This is a genomic window from Pseudoalteromonas ruthenica (genome assembly GCF_008808095.1).
In the GTDB taxonomy this organism is placed as follows: Bacteria; Pseudomonadota; Gammaproteobacteria; order Enterobacterales; family Alteromonadaceae; genus Pseudoalteromonas; species Pseudoalteromonas ruthenica.
Window position 1 is genome coordinate 2,736,761 of the sequence record NZ_CP023396.1, and the last position, 16,701, is coordinate 2,753,461.

The 16,701-nt window shown below is 47.2% G+C and carries 15 protein-coding genes; 5 read left to right on the plus strand and 10 right to left on the minus strand.

What is annotated here, in order from left to right; all coding sequences use genetic code 11:
- The first annotated feature begins 2 nt into the window (after positions 1-2).
- The 3 genes from coaE (at position 3) to yacG (ending at position 2,693) form a co-directional block, all read left to right on the plus strand.
- A complete protein-coding gene (coaE, locus tag PRUTH_RS12720) occupies positions 3-608 on the plus strand; it encodes a dephospho-CoA kinase (protein ID WP_151173425.1) in 606 nt (201 codons plus the stop codon).
- An 88-nt stretch (positions 609-696) separates the two neighbouring features.
- On the plus strand, positions 697-2,376 hold the full coding sequence (gene pilB, locus PRUTH_RS12725) for a type IV-A pilus assembly ATPase PilB (protein ID WP_151173426.1): 1,680 nt from the start codon (positions 697-699) through the stop codon (positions 2,374-2,376).
- A 77-nt stretch (positions 2,377-2,453) separates the two neighbouring features.
- Positions 2,454-2,693, plus strand: a complete 240-nt coding sequence (gene yacG / locus PRUTH_RS12730; RefSeq protein WP_151173427.1) for a DNA gyrase inhibitor YacG — start codon at positions 2,454-2,456, stop codon at positions 2,691-2,693.
- A gap of 8 nt (positions 2,694-2,701) precedes the next feature.
- Here yacG and PRUTH_RS12735 read toward each other — a convergent pair whose 3' ends face one another.
- The 9 genes from PRUTH_RS12735 to queA all read right to left on the minus strand — a co-directional run bounded on the left by PRUTH_RS12735 (position 2,702) and on the right by queA (position 12,586).
- Positions 2,702-3,481 (minus strand): YggN family protein, encoded by a 780-nt coding sequence (locus PRUTH_RS12735; protein ID WP_371741513.1) that lies wholly within the window; start codon positions 3,479-3,481, stop codon positions 2,702-2,704.
- Between the two features lie 123 nt (positions 3,482-3,604).
- On the minus strand, positions 3,605-4,423 hold the full coding sequence (locus tag PRUTH_RS12740; RefSeq protein WP_257220938.1) for a substrate-binding periplasmic protein: 819 nt from the start codon (positions 4,421-4,423) through the stop codon (positions 3,605-3,607).
- 69 nt (positions 4,424-4,492) lie between these two features.
- A complete protein-coding gene (locus PRUTH_RS12745) occupies positions 4,493-6,307 on the minus strand; it encodes a GGDEF domain-containing protein (protein WP_257220939.1) in 1,815 nt (604 codons plus the stop codon).
- Between the two features lie 69 nt (positions 6,308-6,376).
- A complete protein-coding gene (locus tag PRUTH_RS12750; protein WP_151173428.1) occupies positions 6,377-6,895 on the minus strand; it encodes a hypothetical protein in 519 nt (172 codons plus the stop codon).
- Between the two features lie 118 nt (positions 6,896-7,013).
- Positions 7,014-7,958: a protein translocase subunit SecF gene (gene secF / locus PRUTH_RS12755; RefSeq protein WP_022945420.1), complete on the minus strand. Its 945-nt coding sequence runs from the start codon at positions 7,956-7,958 to the stop codon at positions 7,014-7,016.
- A 9-nt stretch (positions 7,959-7,967) separates the two neighbouring features.
- Positions 7,968-9,827, minus strand: a complete 1,860-nt coding sequence (gene secD / locus PRUTH_RS12760; protein ID WP_045979228.1) for a protein translocase subunit SecD — start codon at positions 9,825-9,827, stop codon at positions 7,968-7,970.
- A gap of 18 nt (positions 9,828-9,845) precedes the next feature.
- Positions 9,846-10,184, minus strand: a complete 339-nt coding sequence (gene yajC, locus PRUTH_RS12765) for a preprotein translocase subunit YajC (protein ID WP_045979227.1) — start codon at positions 10,182-10,184, stop codon at positions 9,846-9,848.
- A gap of 78 nt (positions 10,185-10,262) precedes the next feature.
- Positions 10,263-11,387 (minus strand): tRNA guanosine(34) transglycosylase Tgt, encoded by a 1,125-nt coding sequence (gene tgt, locus PRUTH_RS12770; RefSeq protein ID WP_022945417.1) that lies wholly within the window; start codon positions 11,385-11,387, stop codon positions 10,263-10,265.
- Positions 11,388-11,545: 158 nt separating this feature from the next.
- Positions 11,546-12,586 (minus strand): tRNA preQ1(34) S-adenosylmethionine ribosyltransferase-isomerase QueA, encoded by a 1,041-nt coding sequence (queA, locus tag PRUTH_RS12775; protein WP_138547039.1) that lies wholly within the window; start codon positions 12,584-12,586, stop codon positions 11,546-11,548.
- A gap of 143 nt (positions 12,587-12,729) precedes the next feature.
- Between queA and PRUTH_RS12780 the strand changes: the two genes are divergently transcribed.
- Positions 12,730-15,231, plus strand: coding sequence for a two-component system response regulator (locus PRUTH_RS12780; protein WP_151173429.1), 2,502 nt, complete (start codon positions 12,730-12,732; stop codon positions 15,229-15,231).
- Positions 15,232-15,474: 243 nt separating this feature from the next.
- Entirely contained in the window at positions 15,475-15,678 is a 204-nt protein-coding gene (locus PRUTH_RS12785; RefSeq protein ID WP_053909813.1) for a hypothetical protein, read from the plus strand.
- 13 nt (positions 15,679-15,691) lie between these two features.
- On the opposite strand, the gene PRUTH_RS12790 is transcribed toward PRUTH_RS12785, so the two are convergent.
- The gene (locus PRUTH_RS12790; RefSeq protein ID WP_022945413.1) at positions 15,692-16,612 is read right to left on the minus strand and encodes a hydrogen peroxide-inducible genes activator; all 921 of its coding nucleotides are present in this window, start codon (positions 16,610-16,612) and stop codon (positions 15,692-15,694) included.
- Positions 16,613-16,701: the final 89 nt, after the last annotated feature.

Here is a 16,701-nt window from a genome sequence, read left to right on the forward strand (position 1 = left end):
CGATGTGGACGCTTGGTCTAACCGGAGGGATAGGCTCTGGTAAATCAACCGTTAGCGCCTTGTTTCAGCAGTTTGGCATCACGGTTGTCGATGCCGATGTTGTTGCTCGCCAGGTCGTACAGCCAGGCACTAACGGGTTAGCCGGCATCGTTAGCCGTCATGGCCGTTCGCTGTTGTTGGATGATGGTAGCCTTAATCGCGCTAAGCTACGTGACATCATTTTTGCAGACGAAAGCGAAAAGCAGTGGTTAAATGCGCATTTGCATCCACTTATTCGCACTGAGATGCTCACCCAACTGGAACAGGCACAAAGTGCCTATGCAATCCTTGAGGCGCCACTACTTTTTGAAAACAGCCTTGATAAGTATTGTCAGCGCACCTTATTGATCGATGTGCCTGAGACTGTGCAAATAAGTCGTACTTGCGCTCGAGACAATATCACTGAGCAGCAGGCAAACGCTATCTTAAAGGCACAAATGTCACGCCAAGATAAAGTCGCAAAGGCCAACGATATTATCTCTAATGCTGGGGTAATCGCTGACCTCAGTGCCAAGGTGTCTCTGTACCACCAAAACTATTTGCACCTCGCCAATTTGCATTCCCGCTAAGATCGATAACACTTAATGTTACAGCTTGTAATAGCTTAAATCATTGAGCTTGCTATACATTATTGTTATTAACTTGGTTGCGGGACCTATGAATATTAACTCACCTTTGATTCGTAAATTTATTACCTTAGGACGTATTGACAGCGACACAGTAAAGGCGCACCAAGAGCAAAGCCGCTGCGCAGCAGAGACCATAGTCCGTAGCAGCAATATGAGTAATCAAGAACTGTTGGCACAATGTGTTGAACTCTTTCGCACTCCGTATATTGATTTGAGCTCCTTTGATCCCAGAAGCATAGACAAGCACTTGCTAAATGAGCAGTTAATTCGTCGTCATCATATGCTGCCCATTTCTACCAAGGGCAACAAGCTATTTCTCGCCGCCTCAGACCCTACTGACTACGGTGCTTTTGAAAATTACGAGTTTAGTACCGGGCTTCAATGTGAAGTGGTGCTGGCTGATTATCGGCAAATAGATAACCTCATCGAGCAGCTGTTCGATGCCACCCACACACTGAAGCTATCGCAAGAGGACAGCGACGAACTCAGCCACCTCGCCAAACAAGACTATGATAATCATCATCCGGAACAGGGCAATGAGGATGACGACGCCCCAATTATTGTCTACATCAATAAGATTCTCCGTGATGCCATACGCCGAGGTGCTTCTGATTTACACTTTGAGCCCTATGATGGCGACTACCGCATACGCTTTCGTATTGATGGTGTGTTACATGAGATGGCCAATCCACCTTATGCGCTGTCCACTCGCCTTGCAGCCCGCATCAAAGTAATGTCTAAACTAGATATTTCGGAAAAGCGCAAACCCCAAGATGGCCGCATTAAGCTTACGATTTCGCCGCGTAATAGCATTGATTTTCGGGTCAGTACGTTGCCAACCATGTGGGGGGAAAAAATTGTTATGCGGGTGCTTGATTCCTCCAATGCCACTTTAGGAATTGACGCGCTCGGTTATGAGGAAGAGCAAAAGCAACTTTATCTGCACGCACTGCAACAACCTCAAGGCATGATTCTTGTCACCGGCCCCACTGGCTCCGGAAAGACAGTCTCTCTTTACTCAGGCTTAAGCATTTTAAATACACCTGAGCGGAATATCTCTACAGCCGAAGATCCGGTCGAAATTAACGTTAAGGGCATAAATCAAGTACAAATAAACCCTAAAGCTGAGCTTACGTTCGCTAACGCTCTTCGCGCCTTCTTACGTCAAGACCCTGATGTAGTAATGGTGGGCGAAATAAGGGACTTAGAAACGGCTGAAGTCGCCATCAAAGCCGCACAGACCGGACATTTGGTGCTCTCCACCCTGCACACCAACTCCGCACCTGAGACTATCACACGACTTTTAAACATGGGCGTACCGGCGTACAACGTGGCTAGCTCGGTGTCGCTGATCATCGCTCAACGCTTAGCACGCCGCCTTTGCAAATACTGTAAAGAGCCAGAGCAGCTCCCAACGGAAGAACTTATTAAGCAAGGGTTTGATGCTAACTCTGTGGCACAAGTAAAATTGTATCAGGCAAAAGGTTGCGACCAGTGTACTGACGGGTACAAAGGCCGGGTGGGCATTTATGAGGTATTAGAAGTTTCAGCGGATATTGCCAAAGTGATTGTTTCCGGTGGTAGCTCGATAGATATCGCCGAAACAGCCAAGGAAGCAGGCTGTGCGACATTGCGTCAATCGGGGCTACGTAAAGCTGCAGAGGGCATTACCTCACTATCTGAGATTAATCGTGTTACGCGGCTGTAGGTTGTACTTATAGGCCTTTTAAAGCGCCCTGCTCTCAGTTACACTGCCGCCATGAAAGTTTCACATCCCCTAATACTATGCCTACCATTGTAAAATGCCCAACTTGCGAAAGGCAGGTGACCTGGTCTGCACAAAGCCCCTATCGCCCGTTTTGTAGTAAACGTTGTCAGCTGATTGATCTAGGCGAGTGGTCTAGTGAAAACAACAAAATCTCTACTGCAATGAATGGTGACAGCGAAGGCGTCGATAAGGCTGAATTCATAGAAGAAATTGAAGCTATGCTAGCGCAAAATGATGATTCGTTTTTTAAAGACTAACGGCTGGGTTAGCTCGAGGTTTTAATATTCACCAAGTCAAAATCAGCCAATTCAGGTACAATCTGCTGGAGTTTTGATTCTGTTTTGTCAAGCGCATTCAAACATCTGCAATATTCAACAGACTTTTGTTCAAGCTGCTGCGCTTTTTTCTGTAACGACTTATCGATTTCCGCTGTGATGATCTCCATGCGCTGACCCATATCGTTAATGCGCTCTTCGATATTTCCCTCTCGAGATTGGAATGCGTCGCCCAGTGACACCAGTATGGCTCCCAAAGAGCCTTGGATTGCGGTGTGAATTTTCTTCGATACTTCTTGGGCAAAAAAGTCATCTAGTTTGGATAACGATTGCGGCGCAATAAAGAAAAAGTCGTCTCCACGCTTAAACTTATCGCGTAACGCTCGTTCTACATACTGTAACTGTGTTTTAAGAATTTCCGGCTCTTTGTCAGATAGGCCCGTGACCACATCCTCAATGGCACTTAGCCCAATATTAACGCCATCGGTGGCGAGGTCTACTAACTCTGGAACAGTGTCGCGGATCATCATGCTATATTGATGCAGCACCGCTGTCTCTTGCTCGTTCAGTTCAATCCACTGCCCACGCACAACCAACTGCTGGTCTTGGTTTATTTGCACACGGGTTTGGTTGTTATCAACGATGCGAATAATATCGTCAGTGATAATAAGCCCGTGGGTTAGTTCCACGTCACAATGAGTCTGGGCATGTACGTTGTGTACACCCACTATGGATAACATGACAGACAGACCCAACCAACGCAGTGACATAGCAACTCCCAAATAAGCTGCGCTAAGATTATCAAAGAGTGACCATGAAGCAAATAGGCAAATTTTTTGTTAGCCCTGCGCTTCATAAGTAAAACAGTAAGGAACTACCGCTTGTTCAACATGTTAAGGTGACTCAAGGTAAAAAGGGTTGGCCAGCATAATATGTCGGCGTGACGCTAACGACAGCGTCTCTAGGTTGGCTGAGAAGTAGCGTGTAAATAGCGCATCAAACTCACCGCGCTGGATAAGCACATCCAACCCCTGTCGAAGGTGTGCCGCTAACTCAGGCCGATTCTTAGAGACAAAGAAGTAAAATGCACTCGGGTAATTAAGCACAACGTGATCAACAATTTGTAGCTGCATCTGCTGATGGGCTTTTAGTTCATCAACCACTTCAATCACGGAGCGAGGAAAATAATCGACCCGCTGCTGCGCTGTTAAGCGAAACATCGTTTGATAATTTGCTACAGCTTTTACCGGTAAATTGTTAGCGGCGAGTATGTTGGTATCTGGCCAATCATGACCTTGCACAGCGCTGAACTGGCGTAGCTGCGATACTGACTCTACGGCGCTGAGTGCCCTTGCCAGTTTCGGGTGCGCAAGCAGTACTCGCTGACCAATGAGCCCTTTAAATAGCGGTACCTTAACCGCAATAGCTAACTTTTCTCGTGCTGGGCTAGCCATACTCCAGTGCACATCGACGCGCTCACCATCAAGCATATACAAAATACGCTGTTGATGCGGATGCACATCAACATAACTGATAGTATATGGCTTATCACTGATTGCTAATGCGCTTTGCAATAGCGCTTGTAAGTAATAATCACGGGGATACAGAGGCCGCATCTCTTGGGCAACACGAACTATTTGCTGAGCGTAAACAGGGACACACAGCATAAGTGAAAACAACAGTGCCCTTGTTAATAATCCCTCAACCATCATTCACCTCCTCAGCTCTGCGCTCAAACTACCGTCCATATTGACACAGTGCAACACAGAACTAATGTAATTTTATTCATGTAATGACAACGGTGAAAGCGAGTCCAGTGGCTCAGGGTGTATACGAAATAACGGTGCGGCGGGCCCGCGTCGCTGGCAGCAAAAGAGGTGGCTCCCCTTGTGACGTTTAGCCTCTTTTTTTGCATCGGTCGCTAATGTCGCAACTTGGTGACTATTATCGCAGCTACGTGTATCTGGTGTGACTAACCCCACGGCCAAAGCCAATAACGGCACAAACTGACGCTGCCCTTCACGATTACAGCTCCAATAACCTTGCGCTGCGATATGCTCAGGGCTAAAAAAGCGCCGAACCTGAGTATCAAAATCAGCAATCACAGCCTGGCAGGTAGCACTGGCATCCTCACCATCAAATACAACCATAAAGTCATCACCGCCAATATGGCCAATAAAGCAGGGAACGGCTTGGCAATGACTGCGGATGATATCGGCCAATAATTTAATCACGCTATCGCCGCTGGCATAGCCATATAAATCATTGAATTGTTTGAAATGGTTCAAATCAAAGTAAGCAATGGAAAAGGCACGGTTGCTGCGCAAACGGTGCTCAATCGCATCATTAATGGCGATATTGCCGGGTAACATGGTCAGTGGGTTAGCGTGCTGTGCATGACGTACTTTTTCTTCGGTCATGTGCTTGAGAATTTGCCGCAGATGCACGACACCTAAATACTTACCGCCTCGAGTAACGATGATATAGCGACGGATATCAAAATCATTGTCGGTAATTTGCCGGCTCACTCTATCAAGCTGTTCATTTTCATCAACCACGAGTGGCTCGGCGTCCATCAACGACGCTATCGGCTTTTTGTCATATAAAGCATGACCATAAGGTGAAGCAAACACTTCTGTTAACTGCTCTTTGTATAGCAAGCCAACGGGCTGGTGATACTGATCAATAACAACCAGTGAAAACAGCGCCTTATCGTTATCAAAAATACGCTGCGCCTCTCGACACAAAGTGTGTTGGCAGATAGCTTGTTGCTCTATCGCTAACCATCCCACCGCCAGCGATGGCTCGACAAAGTGCTGATGGTGAGTGTGCCCTAAACTTTGAAAGCGTTGTGTCTCAAATTGCTGGCTAGGCTCTGCACTCGGGCGTTCGAATAAATACCCCTGTACCGTATGTAGCTCGAGTGTTCGTAACAATTGAAACTCTTCTTCTCGCTCTATTCCCTCGGCGACTACCCGAGTATGTGTGGCTTTTGCTAGCTCCGTTATAGACTTTAAAAACTCTTTTTTCACCGGACTTTGATCGCAATGATCAATAAAGTAGCGGTCTATTTTGACAATATCGGGTTGTATTTCTGACCACTGTTTAAGCCCTGAATACCCCGCCCCTAAATCATCAATGGCGATGAGAAAACCAAGCTGGCGGTAATGTGCAACCGCTTTGCGTAACTGCTCGGTATTATCCACTTTGTCTTGCTCGGTGAGCTCGATGACTACTTGCTGCGCACCGAGGCCGTAATCGCGCAGTAGCTGCAGGGTTTGCCCTTTAGGGTGAGCCGGATCCGATAACGTGTTGGGGCTGACATTGAGAAACAACTTGCCAGCTAATTGCTGCTCGGCGAATGAGGCTATGGCCGTTTCTCGACACAGTAACTCTAATTCGGAAAGACGATGGTGCGCTACAGCACAGCTAAATAGTGCGTCGGGTCTGTGCAAAAAGCTATCTTCAGGCCCCCTGCTGAGTGCTTCATAGCCAATTATCGCTTCCTGATAGAAGTCAAAAATAGGTTGAAAAACGCAGGTAACTTGGCGCTTTTCAATAATTTCGGCTAATTCTGCTATTAATTCGGCACTCACTGCTTTGTACACCCAATATTAAAATGGTGGCAAAGCTTAGCAAGGGATTATGACAACGTCATGAATTGACTACTTTCTCTGCAATTGCTGCTGAATGATATTGAAATGGGCTTGCGCTTTGAGTGCATGTCGACGCGCCGACACAGTATTAACTGCGCCAGTTTGCGACTCTCTCACTGTAGCTCTAATTAGCAGCGGAAGAACTGTCGCCTCCTTAATATGATAGCAAATCGGTGCCTCAAAGGTGGGTAAAGCATCGCCATTGCGGTATTGCTCACTTAGCTCTGCATGCGTTAATTGCACGGAGCCATCAAAGCCTTGATATAAGCTCTGTAGGTACGCGTCACACTCGGGAAAGCGCAGCCTTAGATCTGGGATTTGCGCATACATAGCAACGGCTAGGGCTGTACTTATATGCTCGAGCTCTGGTGCTCGTCCTTGCAAGCGTAACTCACTGAGGAGTTGCTCACTCATGCCTAGGTACACTTGGGCTGCTGAGTTCGAATCAGCAGTTGGCTGTGGCTTGCCAACGCTATCACCGCAAGCACTTATTGTTAGCAAAGCTAAGACCAGTAAAAACAACTTCATAAGACTGGGCCTGTATAACAGCTGTGACAGCGAGCTACATTCATTGTCACAACCAGGGAACTGGATATATAAAAAATGCCGCATTAAAGCGGCATTTTCAACGTTTGACCTTTATTCTCTAAGGCATAGGATCGAGATCAGCGCCCTCTTTCTCTACTTCTACGGGGATCAAGTCCTCTTTACTAACTCCAAGGAATACCGCCACAGAGCTGGCGACATAGACCGACGAGTAAGTACCGATGAATACACCAAAGAGTAATGCCGTAGCGAAGCCATGGATAGTTTGGCCACCCCACACGAACAAGGCTATCAATACCAAAATAGTGGTAATTGAAGTAACCAAGGTTCGATTCAATGTCTGTGTAAGGGAGAGATCGATAATTTCCAAGGTGTCGTCAATACGCACTTTACGGAAGTTCTCACGGATACGGTCTGAAACAACGATAGTATCGTTAAGTGAATAACCGATGACCGCAAGAATCGCCGCCAAGATAGTTAAATCAAACTCCAAGCCTAATAGTGAAAACAGGCCCATAGTCAAAATAACATCGTGGAACAAGGCAAATACCGCACCTAGGGCAAAACGCCACTCAAAACGTAAGGCAACATAGAGCAAAATACAGATCAAAGCAGTCAGCATCGCTAAGCCACCCTGCTCTTTCAAATCTTCACCTACGCTGGGACCAACAAACTCGATACGGCGCATCTGCGCCTGTGCATCGGCCTGTTTTAAGGCTGCCATAACCTGGTTACCAATGACCTCAGCTTTCACTCCCTCTCCTTGTGGAGGAAGACGCACAAGTACGTCTTTACTGGAGCCAAACAGCTGTACAGAGGCATCAGCGAAGCCATTCTCTGCGAGTACTTTTCGTACTTGGGAGAGCTCAGCAGGCTGTGAAAAGCCCACTTCTACAGCTGTACCACCGGTAAAATCTAACCCAAAATTAAGGCCTTTAACCACGAAAGACGCCAGCGCGGCAATAATCAATAAAATTGAAAAGCCCATCGCTACTTTGCGTGCTTTCATGAATGGTAAAGTACCTTTCACTTTTAATAATTGCATGCTTCGCTCCTATATCGATAGCTTTTCAATGCGCTTACCACCAACAACTAAGTTGATAACCGCACGGGTACCAACAATGGCAGTAAACATTGAAGTTAAGATACCTATTGCCAGGGTTACCGCGAAGCCAGCTATTGGTCCGGTTCCCACTGCAAACAGAATAATCGCTGCGATTAAAGTGGTAATATTGGCATCAAAAATGGTACTGAAAGCACTGTCGTAACCGAAATGGATGGCCTGCTGTGGACTGCGTCCATCAGCCAATTCTTCGCGGATACGCTCGAAAATAAGTACGTTTGCGTCCACTGCCATACCAACCGTTAAGACGATACCAGCAATACCAGGTAAGGTCAGCGCTGCACCTGGGATCATCGACATCACTCCGACAATCATCACCAAGTTAGCCCCCAAGGCTAGGTTAGCAACCAAGCCGAAGCCTTTGTAATAAAGCAGCATAAAGGCTAAAACAAACGCGAAGCCGAGCACCACAGCGGTCATACCTGCTTCAATATTTTCTTGGCCTAAGCTTGGACCCACAGTGCGCTCTTCCACGATTTGAATCGGTGCAACGAGGGCACCTGCACGTAGCAGTAAGCTCAAGTTATGTGCTTCAGCAGGGTTATCTAGACCGGTAATGCGGAAGCTACGTCCTAATCGTGCTTGAATCGTCGCTACGTTAATTACTTCTTCCACTTTGATAGGCGGAAGCGGCTTTCCGTTTTCGTCTACTTCGCCGGAAGGCTTGTATTCAATAAACACGGTCGCCATCGGTTTACCTATGGCACGCTTGGTAAAGGCATCCATCTTGGCACCGCCTTTAGAATCCAGCTTAATATTAACCTGCGGACGCTGATATTCATCCATACCAGATTGTGCACCGGTAATATGGCTACCTTCCAGAATGACCCGCTTTTTCAGTACCACAGGACGGCCTTCGCGGCTCATGATCATTTCAGTACCAGGCGGTGTCCGCCCTTGCATCGCCAACCCTGGGTCAGCATCTTGGTCAACCTCACGAAACTCTAGGGTTGCCGTAGCACCTAAGATTTCTTTTGCACGCGCAGTGTCTTGTACACCGGGTAATTGCACGATAATGCGCTCTGCGCCTTGACGTTGAACATTAGGTTCAGCAACACCGATTTGGTTAATCCGGTTACGAATAATGGTTTCGTTTTGCTTGATCGCATAATCACGCAGCTCTTTAATACGCTGCTCGCTCATAGAGGCAATAAAGCCATTGTCGTTGTTGCTGTCATCAACAAACAAGTAACCCGGGTAGCGGTCTTGTAAGAAGCGCTCTGCAGCGTCTTTGTCTTGCTCACTGCGCATCACCACTTGCACGCCATCGCTCCCCGCTACGCGGCGGATAGTGCGATAACGCAGTTTTTCTTCGCGTAAGTCTGAGCGGAAATCCTGCTCCATCTGGTTCAGAGCGTTATCCATCGCCGTCACCATGTCAACTTCCATGGTGAAATGCACACCACCACTTAAGTCAAGACCGAGCTTCATTGGGTTACCACCAATGGCTTTTAACCATTGTGGTTGAGCTGGCGCCATGTTGATGGCAGAGATGTAATCTTCACTTAAGTTGTCGCGCAAAATGTCCTGAGCTTTAAGTTGTTGTTCGACATTTTTGAAGCGGACCAGGATCTGGCCATCGGCGAGTTTGCTCGACTTGGTTTCAATTTTATTATCAGTCAGGATTTTATTTACTGTATCTAGCGCACTGAGATCGGCGTCGGTTCCCTTTGTTCCGGTAACCTGAATGGCCGGATCGCGGCCATAGATGTTCGGGGTGGCATAAAGCACCCCGACTGCCAATACAACAAGTACGAGTAAATATTTCCATAAGGGAAACTTATTTAACACGTATCTTTCCTTTTTGGTTTATAGCGACTTCATTGTGCCTTTGGGTAGTACTGCGCTAATCGCAGACTTCTGCACTGTTACTTCGGTTTGGTCGTTCAGCGAGATAAGCACAAAGTCTTTATCTTCAGACACCTTAGTGATCTTACCAACCATGCCGCCTTGAGTAAGCACTTCATCACCTTTGGCTAAAGCGCTCATTAGGTTTTTGTGCTCTTTTACTCGCTTAGCTTGCGGGCGGTAGATAAGAAAGTAAAAAACCAAACCGAAAATGGCCAGCATAATTAGCATTTCATAGCCACCACCAGCTGGTGCGGCGCCCGCTGTGCTTGCATGTGCGTTTGCAATAAATAAACTCATCAGGTAGTCCCCTTAAGTACTTAACTATTAATTTTAGTGTTGTAAATTACAGGCAAGCCCGCACAAGGCGGGCCGCAATTATTCTGTTTCTGCGAGCTCTGGAACCGCAGTATTACGGCGAGCATAAAAGTCTGCTACAAAAGCGTCAAGCTTGCCGCTGGCAATTGCCTCACGCAATCCTTCCATTAAACGTTGGTAGTAGCGCAAGTTATGAATGGTGTTCAAACGCGCACCGAGAATCTCATTACACTTATCCAAGTGATGCAAATAAGCGCGTGAGTAGTTCTTACAGGTGTGGCAATCACATTCACTGTCCAGCGGCGCGGTGTCGGTCTTGTGCACGGCGTTACGGATTTTAACCACCCCACCGGTAACAAATAAATGACCATTACGTGCGTTTCGTGTCGGCATCACGCAGTCAAACATATCAATACCACGACGTACCGCTTCAACGATATCTTCAGGCTTGCCGACGCCCATTAAATAACGCGGCTTTTGCTCTGGCATTTTGTAAGCGCAATGGTCGAGAATGTTGATCATGTCTTCTTTAGGCTCACCTACAGAAAGTCCACCGAGGGCATAGCCATCAAAATCAATTTCTTCCAGCCCTGCTTGCGATTGTGCTCGCAGCTCTGGGTACATACCACCTTGGATAATACCAAACAGCGCTGACGGGTTATCACCGTGCGCTTGTTTTGAACGTTTTGCCCAGCGCAGTGATAATTCCATAGAGTCTTTTGCTTGCTTCTCTGTTGCTGGGTAAGGCGTACATTCGTCAAAAATCATGACAATGTCAGAGCCTAGATCACACTGCACTTGCATCGCTTTTTCAGGGCTCAGCATTATTTTCTCACCGTTAACGGGAGAGCGGAACATGACGCCTTCTTCCGTTATTTTACGCATGGCGCCGAGACTGAATACCTGAAAACCACCGGAGTCTGTCAAAATCGGCTTGTCCCATGCCATGAAGTCATGGAGGTCACCGTGTTGTTTAATAATCTCGGTGCCCGGACGTAGCATGAGGTGGAAAGTATTTCCCAAGCAAATGTGCGCCCCCGTATCTTTAAGCTCGTCTGGGGTCATCCCTTTTACTGTGCCATAGGTACCTACCGGCATAAATGCGGGGGTTTCAACGACACCGCGTTCGAAAATTAAGCGCCCACGGCGTGCTTTGCCGTCGGTTGTATCTAGTTCAAATTTCATGTGATCCTCAATAGGTCGGAAAAACAGTCCAACTCGAGCGCAAAATGCGCAGATTAACCGCCCGATTTTACCTGTTTTGTCGCAGCAATACTATGAATTGGGGCGAATCGAAGAAATAAAAGCAACAAATAAAAAAAGCCGCTTCTTGCGGCTTTTTCTTAGTCTTTATCTTGGCGGGTTAAAAACATCGCATCGCCATAACTAAAGAAACGATAACGCTCTTTGATAGCCTCTTGATAGGCCGACATAATATGCTCCTGCCCAGAGAATGCGCTGACCAGCATAATTAATGTGGACTCCGGTAAGTGGAAGTTTGTGATCATGGCATCGACGACATTGAACTGATACCCAGGGTAGATAAAGATATCGGTATCGCCAACATAACTAATGAGCTCACCGCCACCGATTTTTGCTGCCGATTCCAAAGAGCGCACCGAGGTTGTGCCCACGGCAATAACCCGCCCGCCTTGGGCTTTAGTTTTCGCAATGGCATCAACAACATCTTGTGGTACATCAATGTATTCTGAGTGCATATGATGCTCTTGAACGCTGTCTACCCGCACCGGCTGAAACGTCCCTGCACCAACGTGTAGGGTCACAAACGCCATAGCAACGCCTTTGTCCTTTAACGCAGCCATTAACGGCTCATCAAAATGTAATCCGGCTGTTGGTGCGGCAACTGCACCGGGTTTTTCACCATACACAGTTTGATAACGCTGCTTATCTTCATCAGTATCAGGGCGGTCGATATACGGAGGCAAAGGCATATGGCCAATCTGCTCAAGGGTGTCTAACACTGACATATCACCTTTGAGCTCAAGCTCGAACAGCTCGCCTTGACGGCCAATCATTTCCATCTGCGCTTGCCCTTCAAGAACCATCACCGTTCCCGGTTTAGGTGACTTATTGGCTCTCACATGCGCCAGCACACGCTTATCATCAAGCACTCTTTCTACAAGCACTTCCACCTTGCCACCAGAGCGCTTTTGTCCATGCATACGGGCAGGGATCACTTTGGTGTTATTAAACACCAACAGATCACCAGGCTCGATGAAGTCAATGATGTCCTTGAAAATATGGTGGGTGGTATTACCGCTGTTACCCTCTACTTTTAACAGGCGACTTTGGCTACGTTCCTTTTGCGGAAATCGAGCGATCAATTCTTCAGGTAGCTCAAAACTAAAATCGGCCACGCGCATGGGTTTTCTCCGGGGTGCTGAAAATCGCGCCAATTCTAGTTCCCCCCTTGACTGAAATCAAGCGCATAGCGCTTGTCTCGGGTGACAATTACCTATAATCTAGCGGATTCAATTTAGGTCTTAAACAGTTGGGTTGCGATACCATGGCTACGCCGTTGAGCCTCATGATAGTCAATGCCAGTGCAGTTGAGCGCAGCATCATTAAACGTACTTTGGGGCGTCTCGATATTTTCTCTGTGCTTGAGTTCGCAGACTCCCAAGAAGCATTGCAGGTGCTGAAAGAACGCGCGGTAAGCTTAGTGATTACCGGACTGGATGTAGGCACCATTGATGGCTGGCGCTTTTCACGAATGATTCGCTCCGGATTGCTGAAAACCCCTAAACACACCCCGATTGTACTGACTCCCCCTTTTTATTGTGAACGTATCGCCGAAACCACAGCTCGCAGCTATGGTATTGATGCGGTTGTGCCCATTGAGCGCCAAGATTTACTACCGCAAACACTGGCCAATGTTCTGTCCACGCAACTAGATAAAAGCAGTCGTTTAGGCCTGCTGTTACTCGAAGCCGATAGCACCAAAGCAAAAGCGATGAGTGAGGCCTTAGCGTTAAACTTTGCCGTTGAAGTATGCAGCTCTGTGCGCCAAGCCTTAAGCACGTATTTGCAAGGGCGTTACGCCATCGTATTGCTAGATGCCAGTATTGCCAATGCCGAGACTGCTAACGAGTTGGTTCAAAGTATTCTCTCTCATAATGCCAGCCAAGCGATTGTCACTATTATAGATAGCCACGACGCTGACTATGCTGAGCGTTTATTGTTGAGCGGCGTCACCGACTTTATTCGTCGCCCTTACAATGACGCACTACTAATGAAAGTGTGTGACCACGCCGCGCGTCGTGAAGACTTTATAGCCAGCTACAGCGAGTTTGAGAAGAAAGTGGCGCAGCTAAGCCAAAGTCAATCACGCTATAAAGAGCTCTATTCAGCGCACCAACGCATTCTTATGCATCTCAATACCATCGTTATGGAGCTCGACGAGCAAGGCTGCATCCGCTTTATTAACCCAGCCTGGGAAGCAAATACCGGGTATGGTTTAAAGCAAAGTATTGGCAAGCCGCTTACCAACTACGCGTTAGCGCATGACCAAGCAAGGCTCCAGCAAGTATTGAGCGCTGTTGCTCAGGGTGAGCAGCAGCGGCGCAAGATAGAAGTGCAACTGGTTACACAACAAGGCAATAGCGCTTGGTTTGAATGCCGTTTCCAGCATGTTAATGAAGCCAATGCTGGCGCGGTGATCACCGCTTCCATCGACAATATTGAAGAGCGCAAGCAGGCGGAGTTACAGTTACAGCACTTAGCATTACACGATACCCTTACAGGGCTTCACAACCGCTATTATTTTGACCAACAACTCTCTCAGTTGTGTCGCCAAACCCGTGCTGATGATGAGCACGCGTTGATTTACATCGACCTTGACCACTTCAAAATTATTAACGACAGCAAGGGCCACCAAGAAGGTGACGTTGTTCTTAAAGAGGTCGCCAACTTATTCCAAGAGCATATCGGCGATAGCCATTTAGTCTTTCGCATCGGCGGCGATGAGTTCGCTATTTTACTTAGAGACACCCCATTTTTAGACGCTCATATGGTGGCTGAAGGGGTATGTATGGCCATTGATAGCTACCAGTTCCATTGCCAAGAGCAGCTCTACTCTATTAGTTGCTCAATCGGCATCACACAAATATCGGCACAGAACAACGATGCTAGCGAATGCCTTAAGCAGGCTGATATCGCACTGTATATTGCCAAAAGTCAGGGCCGTAATTTAGTGCATTGCTATGATGCTCGTGACTCGCAAAGTAATGCGATGCAAAGTGGCTTGGAATGGGGTCACAATGTGCGCTCGGCACTGCAGCAAAACAACATCGAGTTACACTATCAGGCCGTGTGGGACATTAAGCGCTCGCGTATTGCTTATTATGAGGCCCTATTAAGGCTGGTTGTTGATGACGAGCTTATCTACCCGAACCAATTTATCCCAGCCCTTGAAATGCTCAATGACAGCTACTTGATGGACCAATGTGTAGTTCGCCGAGCGATTAGCGATCTCAGTGAAAACCCGCAGTTACAGCGTGTTGCCATCAACCTCTCGGCGCAATCGTTTTTAGATGAGCGTTTATTGCCACATATCCGCGCCATGCTCAATGACTATCACGTCGATCCCAAGCGCGTTATTTTTGAAATTACCGAAAGTGCCAGCATTGATAACCTGAGTGCAACCCGAGACATGATCTGCGCGCTTAACGAGCTTGGCTGTGACTTTTCCATTGATGATTTTGGTACTGGATTTAGTACCTTTGACTATCTCAAGCGCTTGCCAGCGCAGCATGTCAAAATTGACGGCTCATTCGTGCGCGATATGCAACATGACCCCATAGACTATGCGTTGGTTAAGGCCATCAACGATATTTCACGCTCGCTGAAAAAGCATTCAGTAGCGGAATACGTTGAAAACAAAGAAATTTATAACCTACTTAAAGAAATTGGTGTCGATTACGCTCAAGGCTACTTTATTGCCAAACCCGCCCCGATAGCGTCACTGCAAAACAATCAAAAAATAATCTCTGCAAAAACATCTAGCTAAGTAATAACGAACGAAATTTAACAATTTAGCGCTTTTTCTGAGCGCTCATTTAGCTATACTCAAATTATTCAGTGCGCTGTGAGAGAAGCAGGTTAAGCACGTACAGTTAATTATTAACCTGCTGAAAATACTAAATAAATCATAAAGCCCAACAATGGAATGTGGCATAGCCGGAGAGGTTATATCGGCTTAGAAGACATTGTCTATCAATGACATCAACAAGGCTCGTTAAGGAAAATCAACATGACTGCTTTAGTAACATTACTGCTGAGTATAAACATGCTCATCGCCAGCCAGTGCTACCTTCACGCCAAGCGCAAGGGGTATCCGGTACGGCTGTTTTTAGCACTGGGTGTTATTCCGTATTTTAACCTTGTGGTCTGGGTCTATTTGTTGTTTTTACCGGCACTAGAAAAGCCCCTGTTTAAACCAAAATCAACACCTTAGACAGCTAGGTTCATTAAGGCTCTTCACTGCCCACCGTGCTGCAAGTACGCAGGAACTCACCGACTTTATCGCTGAATAGCCGGAAGTCACCGATTCTTCCTGTGGTCTTGCGCCAAATTAAACCAACATCGCGATGTGCATCAGCGCCGGAGCTGGTAGCCACCAGCGGCTTGGCATCAAGTATGCCCGCGTTAATCGCCATTTGTGGTAAAAATGTAACGCCCAACTTATATTCCACCATCGACAGCAAGGTGTGTAAATTCGCGGCTTCGAATGGGTTGATGCAACTCGCTCGCTCCAAATTACACGCACTGAGCGCATGCCCGGTCATACAGTGCTCACGTTCAAGGAGGAATACGCTGTGCTCTGGAAGCGCGTTGTAATCCACCGACTCATCAATGGGATAGTCTTTGTGTTTCACGAGGTAGAACTTGTCTTTTGCCAATATCTGCGTGTGAAAGCGTCCAGTTTCATAAGGCAGTGCTAGCAGCGCGATATCGATATGGCCATGCTCTAACTTATCGAGTAGGTTATCACTGGTGTCTTCTACCAGCACTAAATCTAAGTCTTTAAACGTTTCTTTGCAGTAGCAATAAAGTGGCGCAGCGACAAAGCTAGCAATAGTCGGAATAACGCCAAGCGTTAGCGTACCGCTAAGCGGGTGCAGATGGCTGCGGGTCAGCTCTTTCACACTCATGGTGTCGTTAATTATTTGCTTGGCCTTCGCTACCACCTCTTCGCCAATGCTGGTGAACATTAAACTGCGGTTTTCACGCTCAATAAGTTGCACGCCAAGATTTTCTTCAAGGTTTTGAATCGCGCTACTCAAAGTCGACTGGCCGATATAACAGGCGCTAGCTGCGCGACCAAAATGTTGATGCTGATGAACTGCGATTAAATATTGTAGTTGCTTGATACTAGGCAGGTTGGTCATGTTTATTGCTCACAAATAAAAAGACCCCAACACCGAGGGCGCTGAGATCTTTTCAAGCTAAAAGACGGTTCTGTCATGTGTTGTGGGAG